At 53.2% G+C, this 25,914-nt stretch carries 20 protein-coding genes and 3 tRNA genes; 4 read left to right on the forward strand and 19 right to left on the reverse strand.

Annotated features, from left to right (window positions below):
* Window positions 1-4: 4 nt before the first annotated feature.
* The 12 genes from nsrR to nnr all read right to left on the reverse strand — a co-directional run bounded on the left by nsrR (window position 5) and on the right by nnr (window position 13,242).
* Complete coding sequence (gene nsrR / locus J1778_RS13880) at window positions 5-430, reverse strand: nitric oxide-sensing transcriptional repressor NsrR (RefSeq protein ID WP_013573769.1); 426 nt, start codon at window positions 428-430, stop codon at window positions 5-7.
* A gap of 226 nt (window positions 431-656) precedes the next feature.
* On the reverse strand, window positions 657-1,955 hold the full coding sequence (locus J1778_RS13885) for an adenylosuccinate synthase (RefSeq protein WP_112286826.1): 1,299 nt from the start codon (window positions 1,953-1,955) through the stop codon (window positions 657-659).
* A gap of 144 nt (window positions 1,956-2,099) precedes the next feature.
* A complete protein-coding gene (locus tag J1778_RS13890) occupies window positions 2,100-2,300 on the reverse strand; it encodes a DUF2065 domain-containing protein (protein ID WP_120162421.1) in 201 nt (66 codons plus the stop codon).
* Between the two features lie 94 nt (window positions 2,301-2,394).
* Window positions 2,395-3,396, reverse strand: coding sequence for a protease modulator HflC (gene hflC / locus J1778_RS13895; RefSeq protein ID WP_217173656.1), 1,002 nt, complete (start codon window positions 3,394-3,396; stop codon window positions 2,395-2,397).
* Between the two features lie 2 nt (window positions 3,397-3,398).
* Complete coding sequence (gene hflK / locus J1778_RS13900) at window positions 3,399-4,697, reverse strand: FtsH protease activity modulator HflK (RefSeq protein ID WP_217173657.1); 1,299 nt, start codon at window positions 4,695-4,697, stop codon at window positions 3,399-3,401.
* 33 nt (window positions 4,698-4,730) lie between these two features.
* Window positions 4,731-6,035, reverse strand: a complete 1,305-nt coding sequence (gene hflX, locus J1778_RS13905) for a ribosome rescue GTPase HflX (RefSeq protein ID WP_217173658.1) — start codon at window positions 6,033-6,035, stop codon at window positions 4,731-4,733.
* A 98-nt stretch (window positions 6,036-6,133) separates the two neighbouring features.
* On the reverse strand, window positions 6,134-6,442 hold the full coding sequence (gene hfq / locus J1778_RS13910; RefSeq protein ID WP_013573763.1) for an RNA chaperone Hfq: 309 nt from the start codon (window positions 6,440-6,442) through the stop codon (window positions 6,134-6,136).
* A 114-nt stretch (window positions 6,443-6,556) separates the two neighbouring features.
* Window positions 6,557-7,498 carry a tRNA (adenosine(37)-N6)-dimethylallyltransferase MiaA gene (miaA, locus tag J1778_RS13915; RefSeq protein ID WP_217173659.1) on the reverse strand — a complete coding sequence of 314 codons (942 nt, stop codon included), beginning with the start codon at window positions 7,496-7,498 and terminating at the stop codon, window positions 6,557-6,559.
* Entirely contained in the window at window positions 7,491-9,464 is a 1,974-nt protein-coding gene (gene mutL / locus J1778_RS13920) for a DNA mismatch repair endonuclease MutL (protein WP_217173660.1), read from the reverse strand. The genes miaA and mutL overlap by 8 nt, the downstream gene beginning before the upstream one ends.
* Before the next feature lie 32 nt (window positions 9,465-9,496).
* Window positions 9,497-11,242, reverse strand: coding sequence for an N-acetylmuramoyl-L-alanine amidase AmiB (amiB, locus tag J1778_RS13925; RefSeq protein WP_217173661.1), 1,746 nt, complete (start codon window positions 11,240-11,242; stop codon window positions 9,497-9,499).
* A gap of 7 nt (window positions 11,243-11,249) precedes the next feature.
* Window positions 11,250-11,717, reverse strand: a complete 468-nt coding sequence (tsaE, locus tag J1778_RS13930; protein ID WP_112286833.1) for a tRNA (adenosine(37)-N6)-threonylcarbamoyltransferase complex ATPase subunit type 1 TsaE — start codon at window positions 11,715-11,717, stop codon at window positions 11,250-11,252.
* 10 nt (window positions 11,718-11,727) lie between these two features.
* Window positions 11,728-13,242 (reverse strand): bifunctional ADP-dependent NAD(P)H-hydrate dehydratase/NAD(P)H-hydrate epimerase, encoded by a 1,515-nt coding sequence (gene nnr, locus J1778_RS13935; RefSeq protein WP_217173662.1) that lies wholly within the window; start codon window positions 13,240-13,242, stop codon window positions 11,728-11,730.
* Between nnr and queG the strand changes: the two genes are divergently transcribed.
* Window positions 13,241-14,395 (forward strand): tRNA epoxyqueuosine(34) reductase QueG, encoded by a 1,155-nt coding sequence (queG, locus tag J1778_RS13940; RefSeq protein WP_217173663.1) that lies wholly within the window; start codon window positions 13,241-13,243, stop codon window positions 14,393-14,395. The two genes, nnr and queG, sit on opposite strands and share 2 nt — an antisense overlap.
* A 314-nt stretch (window positions 14,396-14,709) precedes the next feature.
* On the opposite strand, the gene J1778_RS13945 is transcribed toward queG, so the two are convergent.
* From J1778_RS13945 to orn, 4 genes are all read right to left on the reverse strand, one after another.
* A tRNA-Gly gene (locus tag J1778_RS13945) sits at window positions 14,710-14,785 on the reverse strand.
* 59 nt (window positions 14,786-14,844) lie between these two features.
* Window positions 14,845-14,920: transfer RNA gene (locus tag J1778_RS13950), tRNA-Gly, on the reverse strand.
* A 58-nt stretch (window positions 14,921-14,978) separates the two neighbouring features.
* A tRNA-Gly gene (locus tag J1778_RS13955) sits at window positions 14,979-15,054 on the reverse strand.
* 318 nt (window positions 15,055-15,372) lie between these two features.
* Window positions 15,373-15,918, reverse strand: a complete 546-nt coding sequence (orn, locus tag J1778_RS13960) for an oligoribonuclease (protein WP_217173664.1) — start codon at window positions 15,916-15,918, stop codon at window positions 15,373-15,375.
* A gap of 126 nt (window positions 15,919-16,044) precedes the next feature.
* Between orn and rsgA the strand changes: the two genes are divergently transcribed.
* From rsgA to mscM, 3 genes are all read left to right on the forward strand, one after another.
* Window positions 16,045-17,082 (forward strand): small ribosomal subunit biogenesis GTPase RsgA, encoded by a 1,038-nt coding sequence (gene rsgA, locus J1778_RS13965; RefSeq protein WP_217173665.1) that lies wholly within the window; start codon window positions 16,045-16,047, stop codon window positions 17,080-17,082.
* Between the two features lie 182 nt (window positions 17,083-17,264).
* On the forward strand, window positions 17,265-18,296 hold the full coding sequence (asd, locus tag J1778_RS13970; protein ID WP_217173666.1) for an archaetidylserine decarboxylase: 1,032 nt from the start codon (window positions 17,265-17,267) through the stop codon (window positions 18,294-18,296).
* Window positions 18,297-18,343: 47 nt separating this feature from the next.
* Complete coding sequence (mscM, locus tag J1778_RS13975) at window positions 18,344-21,721, forward strand: miniconductance mechanosensitive channel MscM (protein WP_217173667.1); 3,378 nt, start codon at window positions 18,344-18,346, stop codon at window positions 21,719-21,721.
* A gap of 83 nt (window positions 21,722-21,804) precedes the next feature.
* Here the strand turns inward: mscM and J1778_RS13980 are convergent, their stop codons facing one another.
* The 3 genes from J1778_RS13980 to epmA form a co-directional block, all read right to left on the reverse strand.
* The gene (locus tag J1778_RS13980; protein ID WP_217173668.1) at window positions 21,805-23,163 is read right to left on the reverse strand and encodes an 8-oxoguanine deaminase; all 1,359 of its coding nucleotides are present in this window, start codon (window positions 23,161-23,163) and stop codon (window positions 21,805-21,807) included.
* Between the two features lie 94 nt (window positions 23,164-23,257).
* A complete protein-coding gene (locus J1778_RS13985; RefSeq protein WP_217173669.1) occupies window positions 23,258-24,625 on the reverse strand; it encodes a uracil-xanthine permease family protein in 1,368 nt (455 codons plus the stop codon).
* Between the two features lie 266 nt (window positions 24,626-24,891).
* Window positions 24,892-25,869 (reverse strand): elongation factor P--(R)-beta-lysine ligase, encoded by a 978-nt coding sequence (gene epmA / locus J1778_RS13990; protein ID WP_217173670.1) that lies wholly within the window; start codon window positions 25,867-25,869, stop codon window positions 24,892-24,894.
* Window positions 25,870-25,914 lie beyond the last annotated feature (45 nt).

Here is a 25,914-nt window from a genome sequence, read left to right on the forward strand (position 1 = left end):
TCTTTCATTCAACAAGCAATAATTTGTAGAGCGTTGAGTTGTCTTTAACCATATCGGCCAGAGTGTACTGATTCAGCTCATCAAGAAAATGTTCTACAGCAGTGTGCAGGACTTGTTTTAGCCGGCATGCAGGCGTGATATGACAAAAGTCGCTGGCGCAATTGACCAGCGAAAGAGGTTCCAGTTCGCGCACCACGTCGCCAATGCGAATGGTCTCTGCGGGCTTGCCCAGTTTGATCCCTCCGTTCTTTCCGCGAACGGCAGTCACCAGGCCAGCACGGCTCAACTGATTAATGATTTTCACCATGTGGTTACGCGATACACCGTAAACCTCGGTGACCTGCGAAATGTTGGTCATCTGATCGTCCGGCAACGAAGCCATATAAATCAACGCTCTTAAACCATAATCAGTAAAACTCGTTAACTGCACACATACCTCTGGGTAGCTATTACCCGGTCTTTCCACGTCAGCAATGCCAACAGGGTGAAGATGATTGTTTATTATGACACTTTGATGATAAACCAGCCGCGAACTTTGCAGCTAATCATTTAGATAGTGGATGGTTTATGGAAAGTAAACAAGAGAAGGGATTCAGAAAAAAATAAACCGGGCAGTTTTGCCCGGTCATGACGTTTTACGCAATCAGCTCAGGCTGTTATGCGTCAAACGGGTCGCGCAGGATCATGGTTTCGCTACGATCCGGGCCAGTCGAGATAATATCAACCGGCACTTCTGTCAGCTCTTCAATACGCTTGATGTAGTTCAACGCTGCCTGTGGCAGGTTTTCTACTTCTTTCACGCCGAAAGTGGTTTCGGTCCAGCCAGGCATGATTTCGTAGATTGGCTCGATACCTTCCCAGCCTTCAGCAGCCAGCGGAGTGGTAGTCATTTCGCGGCCATCAGGCATACGGTAACCGACACACAGCTTCACTTCTTTCAGACCGTCCAGCACGTCCAGCTTGGTCAGACAGAAACCAGACAGGGAGTTGATCTGCACAGAACGACGTACAGCCACGATATCCAGCCAGCCACAACGACGGCTACGGCCAGTGGTCGCGCCGAACTCGTTACCTTGCTTACGCAGGAACTCGCCAGTTTCGTCGAACAGTTCAGTCGGGAACGGACCTGCACCCACGCGGGTAGAGTAGGCTTTGACGATACCCAGAACATAATCAACATAACGTGGGCCAATACCTGAACCGGTAGCGACGCCGCCAGCAGTGGTGTTGGAAGAGGTCACGTACGGATAAGTCCCGTGGTCGATGTCCAGAAGCGTACCTTGTGCGCCTTCGAACATGATCAGGTCGCCACGCTTGCGCGCGCCATCCAGCAGCTCAGAGACGTCAACAACCATAGCCGTCAGGATGTCGGCGATAGCCATGACATCATCCAACGTTTTCTGGAAATCAACGGCTTCTACTTTGTAGTAGTTAACCAGCTGGAAGTTATGGTAATCGATGATTTCTTTCAGCTTGATAGCGAAAGTTTCTTTGTTGAAGAGATCGCCGACGCGCAGACCGCGGCGGGCAACTTTATCTTCATAAGCCGGGCCGATACCACGACCGGTAGTGCCAATGGCTTTATCACCACGCGCTTTTTCGCGCGCCATGTCGAGAGCGACATGGTAAGGCAGGATCAGCGGGCAAGCTTCAGACAGTAACAGACGTTCGCGTACAGGGATGCCACGAGCTTCAAGTTCGCCCATTTCTTTCATCAACGCGTCAGGCGCCAGAACAACACCGTTGCCGATGATGCTGGTCACGTTTTCACGCAGAATGCCAGAAGGAATTAAATGAAGAACGGTTTTTTCACCGTTGATAACCAGAGTGTGACCGGCGTTGTGACCGCCCTGATAGCGCACAACATATTTAGCCCGTTCAGTAAGCAGGTCTACGACCTTGCCTTTCCCTTCATCACCCCATTGAGTGCCGAGTACGACGACGTTCTTACCCATCTCAAGAATCACCAGGTTGCTTAAAAAAGGATTCTAACATCTCATTCTGTGCTTTCCAGCACTTTTAGCACACGTTTGCGGGAAAAATTTTAATTGCGTGCTACGCGTCGCAGCAAGACGTGACACCAGGGTTGTAACAAAACCTCAGCCACCCAGACGACTACGCAACATGTAGTAAATAACGAAGCCCGCCACCACAAGTCCCCCGCCAAAACGCCGTAAAATGTGGTCAGGAAGATTCGCCAGTGAGAGGATCATTTTTCTCCATGTTTTTGGATAAAGCATCGGCCCCAGACCTTCAAGAACCAAAACTAACGCCAGTGCCAGCCAAATTGTCGAATTCATGTTGAGTGTCTCAGTGCTTCCTTTGCGGAAAATTATACCGGTTTCAGAAAAGACAAAAGGCCCCTGAAGGGCCTTTTGGAAATTGCATCAGCAATTATTTGGTCTTTTGGTCAGGAGACTTCATGAAGCGGAAGAAATCGCTGTCAGGGCTCAACACCATGACGTCGTTACCGCTCTTGAAGCTGGCCTCGTAAGCACGCAGGCTACGGATGAATGCGTAGAAGTCAGGATCCTGGCTGAATGCATCAGCAAACAGTTTCGCCGCTTCGGCATCACCTTCACCGCGGGTGATACGGGCTGTACGTTCTGCTTCAGCCACAGTACGGGTTCTTTCGTAATCCGCCGCTGCCTGAATCTTGGTCGCCTCTTCTTTACCCTGAGAAATGTGACGCAATGCCACCGCATTACGCTCAGCGCGCATACGATCGTAAATCGCGCTGGACACTTCTTCCGGCAAGTTGATTTGTTTCAGACGTACGTCCACCACTTCGATACCCAGTGCCGCCATGCTGTTCGGGTTCACCGCAGGCTGTTTGCCTTTGGTTTCCTGCTCAACACGTTTGGCCGCAGAGGCAATTGCATCATCAGCTTCTGTGGTCGCTTCAGGCTCATCACCTACGCTACCAGTGTTCAGCGCATCACGTACGTCCAGTGTCAGACGTCCACGGGAATCGGTCACAATGTCTTTCACATCAAGACGACCAATTTCAGAACGCAGACGGTCACTGAATTTACGTTTCAGCAGAATTTCTGCCTGAGACACATCACCACCGCCCGTTGCCAGGTAGTAGCGGCTGAAATCACTGATACGCCATTTCAGGTAAGAATCGACGATTAAGTCTTTCTTCTCGCTGGTCACGAAACGGTCAGCCTGGTTGTCCATGGTCTGAATACGCGCATCGAGCATTTTAATGGATTCCACAAAAGGAACTTTAAAATGCAGGCCCGGTGCATAAACCAGCGGTTTATTATCGCTGTCACGCAGGACTTTACCGAAACGCAGCACGATCCCGCGCTGACCTTCCTGAACAACAAACAGTGAGGCATAAAGCGCCACCAGCACCACAACGACGATAAGTAAAAATGACTTACGCATTGTTATTCTCTCCCTACGCGAAGTGTATCGTCACGCTGTGCGTTTGCACGGCGCTGGTCCATGACACTGCCAGACGAACGGGAACTGCTGGTACCGGCACTGCTTTTGCCATTACTGCTGGTTAAACCCGGAACGGAAGGCAACAAACCTGATTCATCATTTTTGCTGGTGTCATTGCCTGCTGCATTGCCGCCACGCAGCATCTGATCCAGCGGTAATACCATCAGGTTATTCCCTTTGTCACTCACCAGAACTTTACGGGTGTGACTGAGGACTTTTTCCATGGTTTCGATATAAAGACGCTCGCGGGTAATTTCCGGCGCGGCTTTATATTCAGGTAACAGTTTGGAGAAACGGGCAACTTCACCCTGTGCTTCCAGAACAGTACGGTCTTTATACGCTTTCGCGTCTTCCAGTAAGCGTTGTGCTTCACCGTTTGCCAGAGGCTGGATCTGGTTCGCATAAGCTTCTGCTTCACGAATAGACTGTTGCTCTCTTTCACGGGCAGCGATCGCGTTATCGAAAGAAGCTTTCACTTCTTCCGGCGGACGCGCGGTCTGGAAGTTGACGTCCTGAATAGTGATCCCCATTTTGTACGGACGAATGGTTTCTTCCAGTACACGTTGGGTATCGCTACGCACGGTCGTACGGCCTTCAGTCAGGATTTTATCCATCGTATATTTGCCGATTACGCCACGTAATGCGCTGTCCGTTGCCTGGCTCAGGCTGTCGTCAGGATTGGCGACGCTGAACAGGTAAGCTTCAGGATCCGTCACGCGGTACTGTACGTTCATTTCAACGCGCACCACGTTTTCATCGGAGGTCAGCATCACGCCAGACGCAGCAAGTTCACGTACCGATTCTACGTTCACTGCGCGTACCTGGTCGATGAAGGTCGGTTTCCAGTTCAGGCCCGGCTCAACCAGATGGCTGAACTTACCAAAACGGGTCACAACGCCACGTTCGGCTTCTTTAATGGTATAGAAACCTGTTGCAGCCCAGATAACCACCACCGCTGCGACCGCGATGCCGGCAATCCGGGTGCCACTCATTCCATGACCGGAACCGGTTGGTGTACCGTTATTGTTGCTGCCGTTGTTGCCTGAACCTTTTCCACCGAAACCACCCAGCTTTTTGCTGAGCTTACGGAAGATATCATCCAGATCAGGTGGCCCCTGATTGCGGCCGCCTTTGTTGTCATTATTTCCACCAGAATTTCCACCAGAGTTGCCGCTATTATTATTGCTGCTGCCCCAGGGGTCGCGGTCCTGTCCGTTATTACCGGGCTGATTCCACGCCATGTTATAGCTCCATTATTCTATGATTGGTGTTCTTCAGGACAAATCAGACAGACTCTGGTTGCGGACATAGCTTTCCAGTTCCTGCTCTTGTTTGCAGAGGCGGCGCCAGTCAACGATGGGCATTCGCACCATCAGACCAATACTGCCATCCTCTTCAATCCATTCTTTTTCAATTGCCTGAAGCTGGTAAAAACGGCTACGAAGGCGGCCTGCTTCCGGCGGCAAGCACAATTCATGCTGCGCGATTTCGCCAGAGAGTCGCTCCGTTAATGCCTGAAAAAGCAACGGAATGCCTTCACCTGTCACGGCTGAAAGCCAGACTCTGACAGGCAAATTCTCCTCGTTGCGGTCGATACGCGGGACAAAATCATCCAACATATCTATTTTGTTCATCACTAACAGCGCAGGAATTTCATCTGCTTCGATCTCTGCCAGCACCGTATTCACCGCGTCAATATTTTCCTGAACACGGATGTCCGCTGCATCAATAACATGTAATAACAGAGATGCCTGTCGGGTTTCCTGCAACGTTGCTTTAAAGGCCGCAACCAAATCATGGGGCAGGTGACGAATAAACCCTACGGTGTCCGCCAAAACTGTTTCCCCGACATCTGCCACCATAATGCGGCGCAGCGTAGGATCGAGCGTAGCAAACAACTGATTGGCCACATAAACATCGGCCTGAGTAATACGGTTAAAGAGTGTGGATTTCCCGGCGTTGGTATATCCAACCAAAGACACCGTCGGAATATCCGCACGAACGCGTGAACGGCGACCTTGTTCACGCTGTTTAGCCACTTTTTCAAGACGGCTAAGAATTAAGGTGATTCTGTCCCGCAGTAAACGGCGGTCAGTTTCGAGCTGGGTTTCACCCGGACCACGTGCGCCAATACCGCCGCCCTGTCGTTCAAGGTGCGTCCAGCCACGAACCAGTCGGGTAGCAATGTGGCGTAATTGCGCCAGTTCTACTTGTAACTTACCTTCGTGTGTTCGGGCCCGCTGGGCAAAAATATCTAATATCAATCCGGTGCGGTCGACAACGCGACATTCGCATAAGGCTTCCAGGTTTCTTTCCTGGCCGGGAGACAAGGCGTGATCAAACAGGATGACAGAGGCGCCCGTTGCTTTGACGGCATCTGCGATTTCTTGGGCCTTTCCTTCACCGACAAAGTATTTTGGGTGCGGTGCCTTGCGGCTCCCGGTGACGACTTGCAACGCCTCTACACCTGCAGAAGAAACCAGCGATTCAAATTCGCTCAGGTCTTCCGTGTCTTTGTCTTGCGAGAAATAGATATGAACCAGTACGGCCTGCTCACCGGCTTCATAACGGTCAAACAAGCTTGCGACCTCTCATTTGGGAAAAATTCGCCAGCCGGGGGTACATAAGCATAATCGGAATACTTATGAACCCCTTCGTGGTTGACCAACGTTGCGCTTTATTCAGCGTCATCGTTTTCCTGCTGCGGCTGTTGCGCAGATGGAGTACTACCTTGGTGATAATTGTTGGTGCTGCCCGAACCTGGATTATTGCTATGGTGTGACACCGGGCGGGAAGGCACTACGGTGGAGATAGCGTGTTTATACACCATCTGGCTTACCGTATTTTTTAACAGAATGACAAACTGGTCAAAAGACTCAATCTGGCCTTGCAGCTTAATACCATTCACCAAGTAAATAGAAACCGGAACACGTTCACGACGCAATGCGTTCAGGAACGGATCTTGCAAAGATTGCCCCTTAGCCATTCTATCTTTTCCTTATTAGTTTGTTGTTTGTAACTTTGAGCCTATCGGCTCGAAAATAAATCACATAAAAAATTTGCGCGCTGAGTACTCATCAATTGTACACAATCACCCAACCTATGCACTAACAACCTGAATTACACGGTTTAAGGCCTCTTCTGGCTTCTCAGAATCGAGCCATTCGACACCCTCCCAACCTCGCAACCAGGTCATCTGACGTTTGGCCAGCTGTCGTGTCGCGCAAACACCACGATAAACCATTTCATCGTAATCGAATTCACCAGACAAATATGACCACATCTGGCGATAGCCTACACAGCGAATAGAAGGCAAATCGGTATGCAAATCGCCCCGAGCTATCAGCGTTCTGACTTCATCTTCAAAACCATTGGACAACATCTGACTAAAACGTTCCTCGATCCGCGTATGTAATAATTCACGACGGGTCGGGGCAATCGCAAACTGATGAACACGATAGGGCAATGTTTCACCCGAAATTTTAGTCAGTTCCGTTAAAGTTTTACCCGAAATAAAAAAAACTTCCAGTGCTCTGGACAGTCTCTGCGGATCATTCGGATGAATTCGCATTGCCGCCACCGGATCTATCTCGCGCAATTGGTCATGAAGTGCTTCCCAACCCTGCTCTGCCGCCTGCTTTTCGATACGTTCGCGAACCTCAGGATCAGCCGGTGGCAGCGGGGAAAGTCCTTCAAGCAATGCCTTGAAATAAAGCATAGTCCCACCTACCAATAACGGGATCTTATTGCGTGAGGTTATTTCAGCCATTTCGCGTAATGCATCGCGACGAAAGTCTGCCGCGGAATAAGCCTCGGCCGGATCCAGAATGTCGATCAGCCGGTGCGGCGCCTGCGCCAGCTCTTCCGCCGTTGGTTTGGCTGTGCCGATGTCCATTCCGCGATAAATTAAAGCAGAGTCCACGCTGACTAACTCAACGGGGAGATGGTTCATCAGTGACATCGCCAGTGCCGTTTTACCGGATGCGGTCGGCCCCATAATAAAAATTGCCGGGGGAAGTGCGTTGTTTTCAGAGTCAGTCATGCTTAAAAGCCGCCAGCGCGGGCTGTAAATCAAGAGGTTGCAGAAGTCCGGACGGAGGCGATTTCACCAGGTGCGGGCAAAGACGTTCAACATCCGTGAGTAGTTGTATGGCTTGTGAAATCGTCCATACCTCGTGCTCGCAGCCACAGTGGCGGGCAAACCACATGGCTACCGCATCAGAAGTCACCTCCTGCTGAACAGCAAGGTAACCTAACAGATCAGGTATCAACTTTTGTAAATTTTGTTGGCGTAATGGTAAAGGTACCGCGCGAACCGTCACACGATGCGACTCATTGAGCATTTCTAAACCAAAATGTTGTAATATCGCCTGATGCCGCGCCATGACAGCGGCCTCATCCTTACTCACATTCAGTTTTAGCGGAATCAAAAGCGGCTGCGGACGTAATCCTTCTTCCGGCGGTGTCAGCTGCGCCCATTTCAGCCAGCGATCGGCCACCGGCAACGACAGCAGCACCAGTTGTTTGCCGCGCTCAAGCAACGCGTATTCCGCCGAACAAACCGTCAGCACACGTCCGAAACTCTGGCTGTGCGATTCCAGCGCCGGTTCAGCCAGTGTACGAGCCGCAGAAGCGGCAGACTTAGCGGGCTGTGCCACGACCGGCGGGGATTCCTGTAAAGAAAATGACTCCGGCGCAAGCTGCAATAAACGGCCGTAAGCCTTGCTTTCCGAAGGATTGTAAGCCGGTTCATTGCTGCGAAAAGCCGGTTCCCGTGGCTGGCTGGCACGTGCTGTTTCAGGAAACACATTTTCACGCGACGCACTGTTTTCACGAGGCAAAGTGTTTTCACGAGGCATAGTGTTTTCACGAGACAAAGTGTTTTCACGTGCTGGCGATGTTTTTCTTTCCGCCGGTTGCGAGAAATGATTTCCGCCTGCGGCCTGACGGTTTTCCTGCTGCCAGCGCGGCGTGTCTTCCTGTAGCTGTGGATCATCCAGAACCGGTGCCCCCGCCTGCTGCAATACGGACATCACCGCCTGATAAATAAAATCATGTACCAGCCGCGACTGGTGGAAACGCACTTCATGTTTTGCCGGATGCACATTCACATCCACCTGATGCGGATCGACATCCAGATAAAGTACATACGCGGGTTGCTGATCGTCTTTCAGCTGATCCTGATAGGCCTGACGGATCGCGTGATTAATCAGACGATCCTTCATCATACGATTATTCACATAACAATATTGCATGTCGGTCAGGTTGCGCGAACCCGCAGGATCCGCCACCCAGCCACGGATCGCCAAATCACCGTGACTCCATTCCACTTCCAGCGCATGTTCGACAAAGGTCGGGCTGCAAATACTTGCAAGACGGCGGGAGAACTGTGAAGGATCTTTAACAGCGCGATACTGGCGCATAAGCTTGCCGTTGTGGCTGAGATTGACGGAAACATCAAAGCGCGCCAGTGCAATCCGGCGGACAACTTCATCAATATGGGTAAATTCGGTTTTCTCGGTGCGCATGAACTTACGGCGGGCGGGCGTGTTGTAGAACAAATCCAGCACTTCTACGGTCGAGCCCTGCGGATGCGCCGCCGGTTTGACCGTCACCGCCATGTCGCGCCCTTCGGCGTAAGCCTGCCAGGCTTCATTTTGTTCAGCCGTGCGCGACGTCAGGATAAGACGCGAGACCGAGCTGATACTCGCCAGCGCTTCGCCGCGGAATCCCAGACTCAGGATAGCTTCAAGATCGTCAAGACAGGTGATTTTACTGGTCGCATGACGCGCCAGCGCCAGTGCGAGATCGTCTTTGCCAATCCCGCAGCCATTGTCGCGAATGCGGATAAGCTTGGCACCGCCGCGATCGATATCAATATCGATTCGCGTTGCGCCGGCATCAAGGCTGTTTTCCACCAGCTCTTTCACCACGGAAGCCGGCCTTTCGACAACTTCGCCCGCTGCTATCTGGTTAGCAAGTTGCGGCGGCAGTACCTTGATCGGCATAGCGGCTCCTGTGGCTGACGGTGATGAACCGCCTATGACTGTGGAATAGTTAAGGTTTGGCCGAGCTGTACCTCGCCAGACTTCATATGATTTGCGGTTTTGATGTCATTCATACTGACACCATATTTACTCGCAATTGCTGACAACGTATCACCGCGTTTCACCGTATGTTTCGACGGTTTCTTTGACGATTTTGCCGTTGTACCTGAAGATGTGCGGGTGCCCGCAGGCACTTTCAATCGCTGGCCGACCCAGACACCGTCTTTTTTCAGTTTATTCAGATCACGCAGCGCCGCATTCGTCGTGCCGTAGCTGTTCGCGATGCCGGTCAGCGTTTCGCCGCGGGTCACTTTATGGATCTGCGTGGCACCGGCTGCACCGGCCGTCACTTCAATTGGTCCCGGCTGATTACTGGCTTTGGGGCTACTGTCTGCCGCCGCTGCTGATGAGGCCAGCAGCGGACGGTTTTCGACCTTTGGGCCGTTTTGTATCGGATGCGACTGGAAATAATTACGCAGACCGATGTGAATGGCCCTCGCAATTTTATCCTGGTACGCACTGCTGCCCAGCAGCCGCTCCTCAGTTGAGTTACTGATAAAGCCGGTTTCCACCAGCAGGGAAGGAATATCCGGAGAACGTAATACGCCTAAACTGGCATGCTCCGGCTTCGCTTTATGCAATGAACCGACCGAACGCAGTTCACGCAGAACGCGGGTCGCGACGTCATAACCGACACGCTGAGAATGACCGAACTGCAAATCGAGTACGGCCTGACTCAGATACGGATCGGATGCGGTATTCGCCAGTACATCACCCGCACCACCGAGAAGCTCGGATTGCTTCTCGTGCTGCTCAAGCCAGTTACCCATTTCGCTGTTCGCGCGGCGGTTCGACAACACCCAGACTGAGGCGCCACGTGCGCTGCGGCTTGGAGCAGCATCGGCGTGAATGGAAACCAGCACATTGGCGTTTTTCTTACGCGCCACGTCGGAACGACCCATAACGGAAATAAAGTAATCACCGTCGCGGGTTAAGACCGGCTGGAACATCGGATCAGCATTCAGAATTGCCTGCAATTTACGTGCGATGGCAATAGTGACGTTCTTTTCTTTAAGACCGCCCGCACCGATGGCACCGGGATCCTGCCCGCCGTGACCGGCATCAATCGCAACAATGATTCTGCTGTCGCTGGTGCTGACAGTTGAGGAACGCGAGTTATCAGGGGCGACGGAAGTGGAAACCACTTTGGTCTGATCGTTGGTAAACGGATTAGATTTCGACGACGGCGTGACCATTCTGCCTGCATTTGGCGAAGGCGTATTGGTGGCGGTCACCACCGGCGCAGCACGGCGTGGTGCGGGCGCGGCGGCATTCATGGTCAGTACCACCGTGTACTGGCTGCCGTCTTTTTGTTTCGTCGCGTTAGTTCGGACTTTCTGATTCAGCTCAAACACCAGACGCTGGCTTTGCGCATTCGGCGGGGTACTGGCACGCACACGCGTCACCAGATTCTGACCGTTGAAATTCAGCGGCAGGCCTTTCATCACGCCGTCCTGACGGATATCCATGACCACGCGCTCAGGGTTATGCAGCGGGAAAAAGGAGTAATCCGGTGAGCCGTCAAAGGTAATCGTGACTGTCGACTGCGTCTGGCCGTTGGAGACATTGATGTTTTTCATGCCCGCCGCAAAAACCGGCGACGCCAGCACAGCAAACAGCATCAGCGCCGATAACGACATCGCCGCCGAAGTAAACAGAGAGGTAAAACGTGAGTTCATCGCGTGATCATCCTTGCTGTTGAACACGATGCAGCAAATTTATGCCAGATTCAGAAACCGCCACCAGCTTCGCGGTGCGCCCCGTCTGGGAATAATCCAGCGTCAGTTCAATATCCGGTTCGGGTAACACGCCAGCGCCCTGCTGCGGCCATTCCACCAGACAAATGGCATCCTGGGCGAAATAATCGCGGATCCCCATAAATTCCAGTTCTTCCGGATCAGCCAGGCGATATAAGTCAAAGTGATAGACGGCGATTTTTTCCAGCTGGTACGGCTCAACCAGCGTATAGGTCGGGCTTTTCACATTGCCCTGATGCCCTAATGCCTGAAGAAATCCCCGGCTAAAGGTTGTTTTACCGGCTCCCAGATCGCCATAAAGATGGATAACCGTTGAGCCTTCGCAGGCTTTCGCCAGTGAAGCACCTAGTTGCAGCGTTGCCGCTTCGTCGGGTAGAGAGATATTAAGTTGATTCATTCAGTGATATCTATTTCTTCAGGTCTGGATTAACTAACGGGGCAATCACCGCTAAAAGATCAGTTGCCAGCATACCGCGCGTTCCCTGCCGGTGGGCAATTTCATCTGCGGCAGCGCCATGAACAACGGAGCCCGCGCAGGCCGCATCATAACTATTCAGTTTCTGAGCCAGCAATCCGCCAATGATACCAGAAAGCACGTCGCCCATGCCGCCGGATGCCATACCGGCATTGCCGACATCTGCCACCGCCATCTCGCCATGCTCACTGGCAATCAGCGTACCCGCACCTTTAAGCACCACCACACCGCCATAACGTGCCGTGATTTTCTGCGCCGAAAGTAAGCGGTCACTTTCAATTTCCTTCACGCTGCAGCCGAGTAAACGGGCCGCTTCGCCAGGATGAGGCGTCAGTACGCGATTTTGCCGTTTCCGTGGATTGATTGCCAGCAGGTTAAGCGCATCAGCGTCCCATAAAGCTGGTTTATCCCACTCTGCTGCGCGTTCTACCGCCTTTTTACCCCATTCCCTCTGGCCTAAACCGGGGCCGATAACTAATACATCCGCCCATTTTAGCCCTTCATCGAGGGATTCTGCGGTCAGTTCCTGCACCATCAGCTCAGGTCTGGCCGTCAGTAAAGGACCGGAGTGCTCTTTGTGAGTGAGTACTCGCACCAGCCCGGCACCCGTGCGCAGCGCGGCTTCCGACGCCATACGGATAGCACCGGCAAAACCGGTATCGCCGCCCACCACCAGCAAACGCCCATGCTCACCTTTATGAGAGCACGGCCGGCGCGGAGGCAACCATGTGCTTAACTGCGTCGCATCCAGCCGTTGTAACGTTGCCAGATGTCCACCCAGCCAGCTTTGCAGCCCAAGCGCATCACAATGTAATTTACCGGTGTAATCGCGGGCCTGTCCGGTCAGTAAACCGGGTTTCAGGGCGATGAAACTGACAGTGTGCGTGGCGTGTACTGCCTTTCCCGCTGTCTGGCCGGTTTGCGCATCAAGCCCCGAAGGAATATCCAGAGAGATCACAGGCAAAGATGCCGAATTAATGGCGTCAATCAGCCCGTCGTAAGGTGCGCGCGGCGCAGAAGATAAACCGGTGCCGAGCAAACCGTCGATAATCAGATCCACGTCCTGCGGCCATGCAGAATCAGCAAAATTGATCACTCCGCCACTTTTCAGCCAGCCCTGTCGCGCCGTTTCTGCTTCTTCAGGCAGCGGTTTGCACCCTTTCACCGCCAGCAGCGTCACGCGTATGCCTGCGCTTTTCGCCAGACGTGCCACTTCAAAACCGTCACCGCCGTTATTGCCGTGACCGCATAAAATCAGCCAGTGGCGCGTATGCGGAAACTCACTCTGCGCCAGTAAAAAAGCGGCCTTCGCCGCACGTTGCATCAGTGTAAACAGAGAAATCCCCGTTTCCTGCGCCGCCTGACGCTCAGCTTTTCGCAGCCAGTCAGCAGAAAACACGGAATGTGGTAAACTCGCCTCGTTTCGTTTTTCACGTTGGTTCGTCATGACACTCCCTCTCGATCTCGTTCAACTGGCTCAACATATCAAGCAATGGGGCCAATCGCTAGGCTTCCAGCAGGTTGGCATCTGCGATACAGACTTATCTGTTGAAGAGCCCAAACTGCAAGACTGGCTTGATAAACAATATCATGGCGAGATGGACTGGATGGCGCGCCATGGCATGTTACGTGCCCGTCCGCATGAATTACTGCCCGGCACGCTGCGGGTGATCAGCGTGCGCATGAACTATCTGCCCGCCAAAGCCGCCTTTGCTAAAACCCTGAATGACCCGCAGCTCGGTTATGTCAGCCGTTATGCCCTGGGACGCGACTATCACAAAGTCTTGCGGCAGCGCCTGAAGAAACTTGGCGATATGATCCAGGCACACTGCACGGAACACGCCGGTCAGACTGTCACCTTCCGCCCTTTTGTCGATTCTGCGCCGGTGATGGAACGCCCGCTGGCAGCAAAAGCCGGTCTTGGCTGGATTGGTAAACACTCACTTATTCTTAACCGTGAATCCGGTTCATGGTTCTTTCTCGGCGAACTGCTGATTGATTTGCCGCTGCCCGTCGATCAGCCGCAGGAAGAAAAATGCGGTAAATGCGTGGCCTGTATCACTACCTGTCCGACCGGTGCCATCGTCGCGCCTTATACCGTTGACGCGCGCCGCTGTATTTCCTATCTGACTATCGAACTGGAAGGGGCAATACCGGAAGAATTCCGCCCGCTGATGGGCAACCGCATCTACGGCTGCGATGACTGTCAGCTGATCTGCCCCTGGAATCGTTATTCGCAACTGACTGATGAAGAAGATTTTAGCCCGCGCGCCGCACTCCATGCACCGGAACTGATTGCTTTGTTTGGCTGGACGGAAGAGAAGTTTCTACGCATTACGGAAGGTTCGCCGATACGGCGTATCGGACATCTGCGCTGGCTGCGCAATATTGCGGTGGCGTTGGGTAATGCGCCCTACTCGCAGCAAGTGATGGATTCACTGCATTCTCGCGAAGGGGAAAATGCGCTTCTGGATGAACATATCAGCTGGGCCATCGCGCAACAGGTAGAAAGAAGAAATGAACATCGTGTCGAAGTGCAAACACTGCAGCAGAAACGGCTGATCCGCGCGGTGGAAAAAGGCCTGCCAAGGGATGCATAACATTTCCCTGAAGACGCTAATCTGCATTGCATAATTTTCTGTGCATAAAAATAAAAATGCTTTGCCAATCAAGTGCAAAAAAAAGAGCAAGAGATCTTCATAACGTTTCGCTATAAATATATTTCGATATAAATCAGAAAGTTATGTTTTGGCAATATAGCAAGCGCAAAAAACAGACAGTGCAAAAAATCGACTAAACCTGTGGATAAGTCTGTTTAAGAAAATAATACAAAGCATGTAATGATTGTTTCATTTGCGCATGAAATATGCACCAGAAAGGCATAAAGAAATGATTTTGTACTGAAGAAGAAAATTGGAGCGGGAAACGAGACTCGAACTCGCGACCCCGACCTTGGCAAGGTCGTGCTCTACCAACTGAGCTATTCCCGCATTGAGAGGTCTGGCATTTGCTGTGCCATCATAAAAAAGATGTACAGACTTTGAAATTTTGGAGCGGGAAACGAGACTCGAACTCGCGACCCCGACCTTGGCAAGGTCGTGCTCTACCAACTGAGCTATTCCCGCGTCGCATGGCACTGCATTTTTTACGTCTTAAATCTTTAAATCTAACCACTTAAAAATTTGGAGCGGGAAACGAGACTCGAACTCGCGACCCCGACCTTGGCAAGGTCGTGCTCTACCAACTGAGCTATTCCCGCTCTGCGCACTCAACGAAATTCTTCATCGGTACGGGGTGCGCATTATACGAGAAATCCTTTTAGCCGCAAGCCCCTGAAAGCAAAAAAATGGATTTTTCGTTCAAGTGCCGATTAAACCATCAAACCGGTGAATTAATCAGCGAAACGCGGTGAATTCCTGTTCCACAGGCCTTTTTACACATTTTTAAAAAATTCTCCTGAATCATTCGGGTTGCAGGAAGGCGGCAAACTCGTTCATCCCGATGAGCTGACATCGGTCAGTGAATCGGGTGAGAGAGAGTGCAGCCAACGCATCTGCAGCCTGAAGGATGACGGAGATTAAAGACTAATAAAGTGCTCGCGGTAGTACGCCAGTTCCGCGACCGATTCACGGATATCGTCCAGCGCCTGATGGGTATTCTGCTTCTTAAAGCCACTCAGCACTTCCGGTTTCCAGCGACGCGCCAGTTCTTTAAGCGTGCTGACGTCCAGATAGCGGTAATGGAAATACGCTTCCAGCTCCGGCATGTACTTAAACAGGAAACGTCTGTCCTGCCCGACGCTGTTGCCACAAATCGGCGATTTACCTGCCGGAACCCACTCACGCAGGAACTCGATGGTTTTCTGCTGCGCCGCATTGTCATCAAACGGGCTGGCTTTTACGCGTTCAACCAGACCGCTGCCGGTGTGCGTGCGTACATTCCAGTCGTCCATCAGCGCCAGCTGAGCGTCAGACTGATGCACCGCCATGACCGGGCCTTCTGCCAGAATATTCAGATGCGCGTCGGTCACCAGCGTGGCAATCTCAATAATACGGTCACGTTCAGGATCCAGACCGGTCATTTCCAGGTCGATCCAAATTAAGTTCGAGTCATTTGCAGCCATGATGTGTCCTGTTACAAAGTAGAGAGTTGACGGAGATCTCCGTCATTCGGGCATTTAATATAAAATAGCTGGTATCATAGTCGTTTTGGTCGCACCGAGCGATTAAAGCCAGTTAAGTGAGGCGCAGTGACTAAGTCAAAACTGTCTAAAGGGCAACAACGTCGCGTTCAGACTAACCATCAGCGTCGTCTGACACAGACCGACAAACGGAAAGAGCTGGACGATTCTCTGCATGGCGAACCGCAGGACGGCGTTGTCATCAGCCGGTTCGGGATGCATGCGGACGTTGAAGCGGCCGACGGCAGCCAGCACCGTTGCAATATCCGCCGTACCATCCGTTCTCTGGTCACCGGTGACCGCGTTGTATGGCGCGCCGGGGAAAACACCAGCGTGAAAGGCATCGTCGAGGCGGTACACGAACGTACGTCCGTTCTGACACGCCCTGATTTTTATGATGGCGTAAAACCCATCGCCGCGAACATTGACCAGATTGTCATTGTTTCCGCCATTCTGCCGGAACTGTCGCTCAATATTATTGACCGTTATCTGGTGGCGTGTGAAACCGTTGAAGTTGAGCCGCTGATTGTGCTCAACAAAATCGATCTGCTCGACGACAAAGGTCGTAAATTCGTTCAGGGCATGATGGATATCTACCGCAATATCAATTATCGCGTACTCGAAGTATCGAGCCAGACCGGTGAAGGCATGCCGGAGTTTGAAAAGGCGCTGACCGACCGCATCAGTATTTTCGCGGGTCAGTCGGGTGTGGGTAAATCGAGCCTGCTGAACGCCCTTCTGCCACCGGATGAAAAACAAATTCTGGTGAACGAAGTGTCTGATAACTCAGGCCTGGGCCAGCATACCACCACCGCTGCGCGTCTGTATCACTTCCAGCATGGCGGCGATGTTATCGACTCGCCGGGCGTGCGTGAATTTGGTTTGTGGCACCTTGCGCCAGAGCAGATCACCCAGGGCTTTGTCGAATTCCGTCCTTTCCTCGGCTACTGCAAATTCCGCGACTGCAAACACGGCAGCGATCCGGGCTGTGCCATCCGTGACGCCGTAGACCGGGGCGAAATTGCCGAAGAACGTTTCGACAACTACCACCGTATTCTGGAAAGCATGGAAGACGTAAAAACGCGTAAAAACTTTGATGCGCTTTAATGCTAATTAATTGAATTAACATGTTAATGGCAAACGGGTGAAGTTAACGGAAGTTGAACCGTTGATTTCACCCCGTTACAATCCTCCGCCATACAACACTGCGTGACTCTGAACTGATTTCAGGGTTTCCTGCAAAATGGCCGGTTACGCCGGTCATTCATACCATCCAAGAGGTTTTCCCCGTGCTGGACAGTATCAAAATCAAACTTCAATACTTACTTCCTAAACAAGGACTGACCCGTCTTGCAGGCTGGGGCGCAGATAAACGTGCCGCCACGCTGACCCATTGGGTGATTAAAGCTTTTGCACGTTTTTACAACGTCGACATGAAAGAAGCACAAAATCCGGATCTGAAATCTTACGCAACGTTCAACGAATTCTTCGTCCGTCCGCTGCGCGATGGGGCACGTCCGGTGGTCAGTGGTTTAGATATGCTTTGCCTGCCAGCCGACGGTGCAGTCAGCCAGTTAGGGGCAATTACCGAGGGCAAACTGTTCCAGGCCAAAGGCCATTTCTATAGTTTAGAAGCGCTGCTGGCGGGTAACTATCTGCTCGCAGAGCAGTTCAAAGACGGTCAGTTCGCGACTATCTATCTGGCACCGCGCGATTATCACCGCGTGCATATGCCGTGCAATGGCATCCTGCGTGAAATGATTTATGTGCCGGGCGATTTGTTCTCTGTGAATCCGCTGACTGCGGCCAACGTGCCGAATTTGTTCGCCCGTAACGAGCGCGTCATCTGCGTCTTTGATACTGAATTCGGTCCGATGGTACAGATTCTGGTCGGCGCGACGATTGTCGGCAGTATCGAAACCGTCTGGGCAGGCTGTGTCACGCCGCCGCGCGAAGGCATTATCAAACGCTGGACGTATCCGGCTGCGGGCGAAGAAGGTGCTGTCGCACTGGAAAAAGGCCAGGAAATGGGCCGCTTCAAACTGGGTTCCACCGTGATCAACCTGTTTGCCGCTAATCAGACTCGTTTCATGCCAAATCTGAAAAACGGCACCGTGACCCGCATGGGCGAACCGTTCGCCGAAGCTCTGCGCACATCAGCAACGGCAACCGCGGAACCGGTTGTCGCAGAGCCCATCGTAACGGAGCCAGTCGTTGCAGAACCTGTAGTCGCGGAACCTGCGGTTGCAGAAGTGCCTGCCAAAACAGAAACACCGGCAGGTGTGGCAACGGCTGAACCACAAGCGCCTAAAGACTACTGAGTTCAGACTGAACTGACATACAGAACTGAAGAAAAGGATGTGACCGAGTGCGCCTGATCCCCGCCTTGCTGATGAGTTTACTGCTGTCCCTGCCAGTGATGGCCGGGGCAGCGCCGACTGAAGATCAGCTCAAACAGGAACTGAAACAGGCGGAAGCCAACAAAGAAATGGCCAATCAGACACAGGTGGTTGAGGCGTTGCAAAGCGCGCTCAACTGGCTGCATGAAGCCAGTGTTTCAGCCGGTCGCACCGAGCAATACCAGAAAGTCATTGATGACTTCCCAAAACTGACGCAGGCCCTGCGTCAGGAATTACAAAATCAGCCGGATAAACCACCCGCGGTTGATGACAGCATTCCCACAGCTCAGCTCGAGCAGCAAATTCTGCAAGTCAGCAGCCAGCAGCTGGAAGAAACCCGCCAGTTACGTCAGGAGCAGGACCGCTCGCGCGATATCAGCGATTCCCTGGGTCTGATCCCGCAACAACAATCTGAGGCCCGTAATGCGCTCAGTGACATTGAGCAGCGGATGCAGGCGGCAACGGCGGCAACGGCGGCAGCCACATCATCTCCGCTGGCGCAGGCTCAGCTGAGTGCTTTGCAGGCTGAATCTGCGGCGCGCAAAGCCAAGGTCGATGAACTCGAGCTGGCTCAGCTTTCTGCCAATAACCGGCAGGAACTGTCGCGGATGCGCACCGATCTCTACAAAAAGCGTGCCGATTATCTGGATCAGCAATTACAGGCCTTACGCAATACTCTGAATAATCAGCGTCAGCGTGAAGCCGAACAGGCGCTGGAAAAAACCGAGTTGCTGGCCGAGCAAAGCGGCGAACTGCCGCATTCTATCAGTCAGCAGTTGCAGTCCAACCGTGAGTTGTCGCTGGCATTGAATCAGCAGGCGCAGCGGATGGATTTGATTTCCTCCCAGCAGCGTCAGGCTGCCGCGCAAACCCAGCAGGTTCGTCAGGCGATCAATACCATTCGCGAACAGGCACAGTGGCTGGGCGCGTCCAATTTACTCGGTGAAACGCTGCGGGCGCAGGTAGCTCGTCTGCCGGATATGCCTAAACCCCAGCAGCTTGACCGCGATATGGGTCAGCTGCGCGTTCAGCGTCTGCACTATGAAGATTTACTCGATAAGCAGCCGATTTACCGTCAGGCGCGGCAGGACGACGGCAAACCGCTGACCGCCGCTCAGCAGAAAATTCTTGATGCCCAGTTGCGGACTCAGCGTGATTTGCTTAATTCCCTGCTTTCAGGCTGTGATACCCAGATTCTTGAACTGACCAAACTCAAAGTGGCCAACAGTCAGCTGGTCGAAGCGCTGAATGACGTCCATGAGGCCGCCCACCGCTATCTGTTCTGGGTTGCCGACGTCAGCGCCATCGGGATTTCTTATCCGGTGCAGGTAGCACATGACCTGAAACGCCTGGTGTCGCTGGATTCACTGACCCAGCTCGGCGGCGCTTTCATGATGATGGTCACCAGCAAAGAAACGCTGCTGCCGCTGTTTGGCGCACTGATTCTGGTGATTATCAGCATCAGTTCCCGCAAGCATTACTATGCATTCCTGGAACGTGCCAGCAGCCGGGTCGGTAAAGTCACGCAGGATCAGTTCTCGCTGACGATGCGTACCGTATTCTGGTCAATTCTGGTGGCTATGCCGCTGCCGGTCTTATGGGCTGCGCTGGGCTTCGGGCTGCAAAGTGCCTGGCCGTATCCGATTGCGGTGGCGATTGGTGATGGCGTGACCGCTACGCTGCCGATTCTGTGGGCGTTTATGGTCAGCGCTGCACTGGCGCATCCTCAGGGGCTGTTTGTCGCGCACTTCGGCTGGCCGCAGCGTGCCGTTTCACGTGCACTGCGCTATTACGCGCTGTCGATCTGGGTCATGGTGCCGCTGATTATGGCGCTGATTACATTCGATAATCTCAATGACCGGGAGTTCTCCAATACGCTCGGGCGGTTGTGCTTCGTCATGTTGTGTCTGGTAGTGGCGCTGGTCACTCACAGCCTGAAACGTGCCGGTATCCCGCTGTATCACGATAAAAAAGGCAACAGCGAAAACGTCATTAACAAAACGCTGTGGTGGATGCTGCTGGGCGCACCGATTGTGGCCGCGCTGGCCTCACTGATGGGCTATCTCGCCACCTCGCAGGCGCTGCTGGCCCGTCTTGAAACCTCGGTGGCTATCTGGTTCGTGTTGCTGGTGATTTATCACATTATCCGCCGCTGGATGCTGATTCAGCGACGTCGTATCGCCTTCGAACGCGCCAAACAACGCCGGGCGGAAATGCTGAATCAGCGTGCCCGCGGTGAAGAAGATGCGAATCACGTCAACACCAGTAACGAAGGCACGGTAGAAATAGAAGAACCGGTGGTCGATCTGGATGCGATCTCCGCGCAATCATTACGCCTCGTTCGTTCACTGCTGACGTTGATCGCGCTGATCTCAGTGATCTTCCTGTGGTCTGAGATCCATTCAGCCTTCTCATTCCTGGAAAATATCCATTTGTGGCAGGTTTCCTCCACCGTGCAGGGCGTGGAAAGTATGCAGCCGATCACCCTGGGATCGGTGTTGATCGCCATTCTGGTGCTGATTATCACTACGCAACTGGTGCGTAATCTGCCCGCGCTGCTGGAACTGGCCTTGCTGCAACATCTGGATCTGACGCCAGGCACCGGTTACGCCGTGCTGACGGTCACCAAATACGTGTTGTTGCTGATTGGCGGGCTGACCGGCTTCTCGCTGATCGGCATCGAATGGGCAAAACTGCAATGGCTGGTTGCCGCACTGGGTGTCGGTCTCGGATTCGGTTTGCAGGAGATTTTCGCCAACTTTATTTCCGGTCTGATCATCTTATTTGAAAAACCGATCCGTATCGGCGATACCGTGACGATCCGCAATCTGACCGGCAGCATCACCAAGATCAACACCCGCGCCACCACGATTGCCGACTGGGACCGCAAAGAGATTATTGTGCCGAACAAGGCCTTCATCACCGAGCAGTTCATCAACTGGTCGCTGTCAGATTCCGTGACCCGTGTGGTGCTGACCGTTCCGGCGCCGTCGGAAGCGAATACGGAAGAAGTCACGGAAATCCTGCTCAATGCAGCGCATCGCTGTTCGCTGGTGCTGGATATGCCTGCGCCGGAAGCCTATCTGGTTGATTTACAACAGGGCATTCAGATTTTCGAATTGCGTATGCACGCCGCTGAAATGGCGCACCGTATGCCGCTGCGCCATGAAATCCATCAGTTGATCCTGGCCGGATTCCGCGAGCACGGCATTACCCTGCCGTTCCCACCCTTCCAGGTGCGGATGGAAACGCTGCACCGCGCGCAAAATGGTAATAACGCGACCTTTACCAGCAGCAGCGGCACTGGCCGCAGCGGAAACAGTTCGCGCTCACCGGGCGATTTGTAACAGCCGACTTAGCGCAGTAACAGGCACAGCAAAAAGGGCAGATTTCTCTGCCCTTTTTTACGCCACGATTTTACGTGCAGGATTTACAGATCCGCTATCAGCGCCGCTGCTGCTTTGCGATGGTGTGATATCAGCGATCTGATATCCATGCCGACGATTTCACCGTCGATCACCCGCCATTTTCCGCCAACCATCACCCGATCCGCTTTTTCTGCGCCACACAATAACAGCGCGGCAATCGGATCATGGCTGCCGCTGAAACGTAACTCATCAAGTTTAAATAGTGCCAGATCGGCCTGTTTGCCCACGGCAATCTGCCCGATATCATTGCGGCCAATCAGTTTAGCCGATCCGCGAGTTGCCCAGCCGAGTACCCTTTCCGGCGTGGCGTATTCCGCCCCGTATTTAAGACGTTGCAGATACAATGCCTGCCGCGCTTCGTACATCAGATTTGAGGCATCATTAGAGGCAGAACCATCCACGCCTAATCCAATGGGTACGCCTGCGGCCTCCAGATCACGCGTCGGGCACATGCCGGACGCCAGCCGCATATTTGACACCGGACAATGGCAGATACCGGTACCTGCCGCGCCCAGACGCCGGATTTCATCGTTGTTAAAATGAATACCGTGCGCCAGCCAGGTGCGGTCGCTCAGCCAGCCGACGCTTTCCAGATAATCGACCGTGCGCAGACCAAACATTTTCAGGCAAAACTGTTCTTCGTCCAGCGTTTCTGCCAGATGCGTATGCAGCCGGACATCTTCGCGCAGCGCCAGCTTTGCACTCTCGCGCATGATGTCGGTAGTGACCGAAAACGGCGAACACGGTGCCAGCGCAATCTGCATCCATGCGCCTTCGCCGCGCTGATGATAACGGTCAATCAGACGCTGACTGTCCTGCAAAATTACCTCGCCAGACTGCACCGTTTGTTCCGGTGGCAGCCCGCCCTGTTCTTCTCCCAGGCTCATCGAGCCACGGGTCAGCAAAGCACGCATGCCCAACTCGCGGACGACATCGACCTGCACATCAATGGCTTCTTCCATGCCCTGCGGAAAAAGATAATGGTGGTCGGTGGTGGTGGTACAACCGGAGAGCAGCAGTTCAGCCATCGCGACACGGCTGGCAAGCCCCAGCGCTTCCGGCCCTAAACGCGCCCACACGGGATAAAGCTTTTTCAGCCACGGGAATAACGGCACGCTGACCACCGGCGCCCAGGCACGGGTTAGCGTCTGATAGAAATGGTGGTGGGTGTTAATCAGCCCCGGCAGCAGCACAGATTCTGAGGCATCAAAGATGTGATCGACCGGTTGTGAGGGATGCTGACCAGAGGCCAGCAACTCGGCAATTTTCTGCCCTTCTGTGACGATGCCGCCACGGGCATCGAGTTCATTGGCGGTAAAAACCGCCAGCGGATTTTTGATCCACGTGCGTTGTTCTGACATGTCTGACTTCCTTTTTAAGGTCATAATAAATTCAAAAAGTGAGTCAGCTCAGTTATGCCCTGTCTGCTGATCCAGGGGCGCAACGCGCGGGATTTCAGTGAACCTTAACTTCCTGTGTCGCAACACTTGTGCTGCGTTCTGCGGGCATCAGTAAGTTGAGCAGGATAGCGATAACGCCGCCGCTGGTCACTGCATGGCCGAAAATATTGCCGACAATTGGCGGGAACTGACCGAGGACATCCGGCACGGCTTCAATGCCCAGACCGATGCCAAAGGCGATAGCGATAATCAGCATTTCGCGGCGCCCGACCGGCGACTGCGTCATGATTCGGATCCCCGCCGCGACCACACTGCCAAACATCACCAGTGTCGCACCGCCCAGCACTGGCGCAGGGATCTGCTGAAGGATTTCACCGATAAACGGGAACAACCCGAGCACTAATAATACCGCGCCGATATACATACCCACATAACGACTGGCGACGCCGGTCATCTGAATCACGCCGTTATTCTGTGCAAACGTCGTGTTAGGAAATGACGAGAAGGCCGCCGCGATAAGGCAACTGATGCCATCGGCCAGAATGCCGCCTTTGAGACGTTTACGGAAGCTTTCACCTTCAATCGGCTGCTGTGACAGCATACAGTTAGCTGTCAGGTCACCCACTGCTTCGAGAATGCTGATAAACGACACCAGCGCGATCGGCACGAAGATAATCCAGTCGAATTTAAACCCGAAGCGAAACAGTTGCGGCACAGCAAACCAGTCGCCCTGTAGCGGCTTCACTGTCAGATGGCCGGTCAGCGCAGCGGCAAGACAGCCGACGACAATGCCCAAAACGATTGATGACAGGCGCAGCCAGCGCACGTCGATACGGTTACAGGCGACGATCACCAGAAGCGTCAGTGCGCCCAGCCCGAGATTAGCCGGTGCGCCAAAATTCACCGCACCATGTCCACCCGCCCAGTCAGTAATACTGACTTTAATCAGGCTGATGCCGATAAGCGCAATGACTGTGCCGCTCACCAGTGGCGTAAACACACGGCGCATCTGGCCGATAAACCGGCTGACCAGCAGCGGGATAAATGCCGCCACAAAGTTCACCCCAAAAATCATCGCCATGATGTCTTCCGGCGAACCGCCGCGGCTTTTCACCAGCATACCGCCGGAGAGGATCACGCCGAGAAAGGCAAAGCTGGTGCCCTGCAGACAAATCATTCCCGCGCCGACTGACAGAAAGCGGCGCGCCTGAATAAAGGTCCCGATGCCGGAAGCCAGCAAAGACATGCTGATGAGATAGGGCAAATACGTGTTCAGCCCCAGCACTGAACCGATAATCAGCGGCGGCGTAATAATCCCCACCACGCTTGCCAGCACATGCTGGATGGCGGTGAAAAATGCCGGTGCCGGTGCAATGCGCTCTTCCAGTCCATAAAGAAGTTCTTTGTCGTTGGATTCTGACATATCGGGTTTTCCGGATAATGAGTGATGATCCGATAATGCATAAATCAGGCCAGCAGGAAGAAAATTTCAGTTAAAGCATAAGAAATGCCCGGTTCGCGCGGTTTAGCGTGCGAAGCCTGACACTGAAACTTTAAAATCAGTGTTGTGCCATTTGGGTACTTTTGTTTCATGAAATGCGCGATTTTGGATTAATTGCACAATGATGGGGCGAAACAGGAAGAGTTTGGAAAGAAAGCCCTGAGCTGAAATCAGGGCTTAAATGCTTATCAGGCGCGGCTCACCGGGAAGGCCAGCACGTCGCTCAGGCTGGCAGCGCCCAGCGCAATCATAATCAGGCGGTCAACACCCAGCGCCACACCGGAACATTCCGGCATACCGTGCTCTAACGCATCCAGCAGATTGTTATCGACAGGATGCTGCGGCAGGCCACGCGCCGCACGCTTGCGGTTATCCTGCTCGAAACGCTGACGCTGCTCACGGCTGTCCGTCAGTTCACGAAAACCGTTCGCCAGCTCAATGCCTTTGTAATACACCTCGAACCGCTCTGCGACGCGATGATCTTCCGTACTGATTTCCGCCAGAGAAGCCTGAGTCGCCGGGAAATGATAAACGAATGTTGGTTTATCGCGGCCAATGTGCGGTTCCACCCCAATCGTAAACAGTAACTGCAACAGCGTATCGCGATCTTCTTCGGTAGCGGCAATATTGGATAAATCGAGCTTCGCCGCGGCTTCACGCAGTTCGGCTTTATCAGCAGATAACGGATCAACATTCAGGTGGCGGGTAAACGCCTGCTGATAAGAGAGGGTTTCAGCGGTATCGCAATCGAGAACCTGCTGGAGCAAATCATCCACTTCATTCATCAGGCGGTACATGTCATAACGCGGACGGTACCATTCGAGCATGGTGAATTCAGGATTGTGGTGACGTCCGGCTTCTTCGTTACGGAAACTGCGCCCCATCTGATAAATCGGCCCGCTGCCCGCTGCCAGCAAGCGTTTCATGTGGTATTCCGGGCTGGTCATCAGATACAGGGTCATGCCATCAGCCGCACCCGGCCCGACAAAACGTGTCTCAAACGGCACCAGATGAATGTCGGTCACCGTAGCCTGACTCATCGCCGGCGTTTCAACTTCCAGTACGCCGCGATCGGCAAAGAAACGTCGAATCTCAGCGAGGATAGCCGCACGCTTCAACAAATTGGCGACAGGAGCACTGGGTTGCCAGCTTGCTGTTTCGCTCATGGTGATTTACTCCGAATTCAGAAAAGTCATGCAGTCTACCTGCAT

Origin of the sequence: Rahnella bonaserana, from assembly GCF_019049675.1 — a bacterium.
Taxonomy (GTDB): domain Bacteria; phylum Pseudomonadota; class Gammaproteobacteria; order Enterobacterales; family Enterobacteriaceae; genus Rahnella; species Rahnella bonaserana.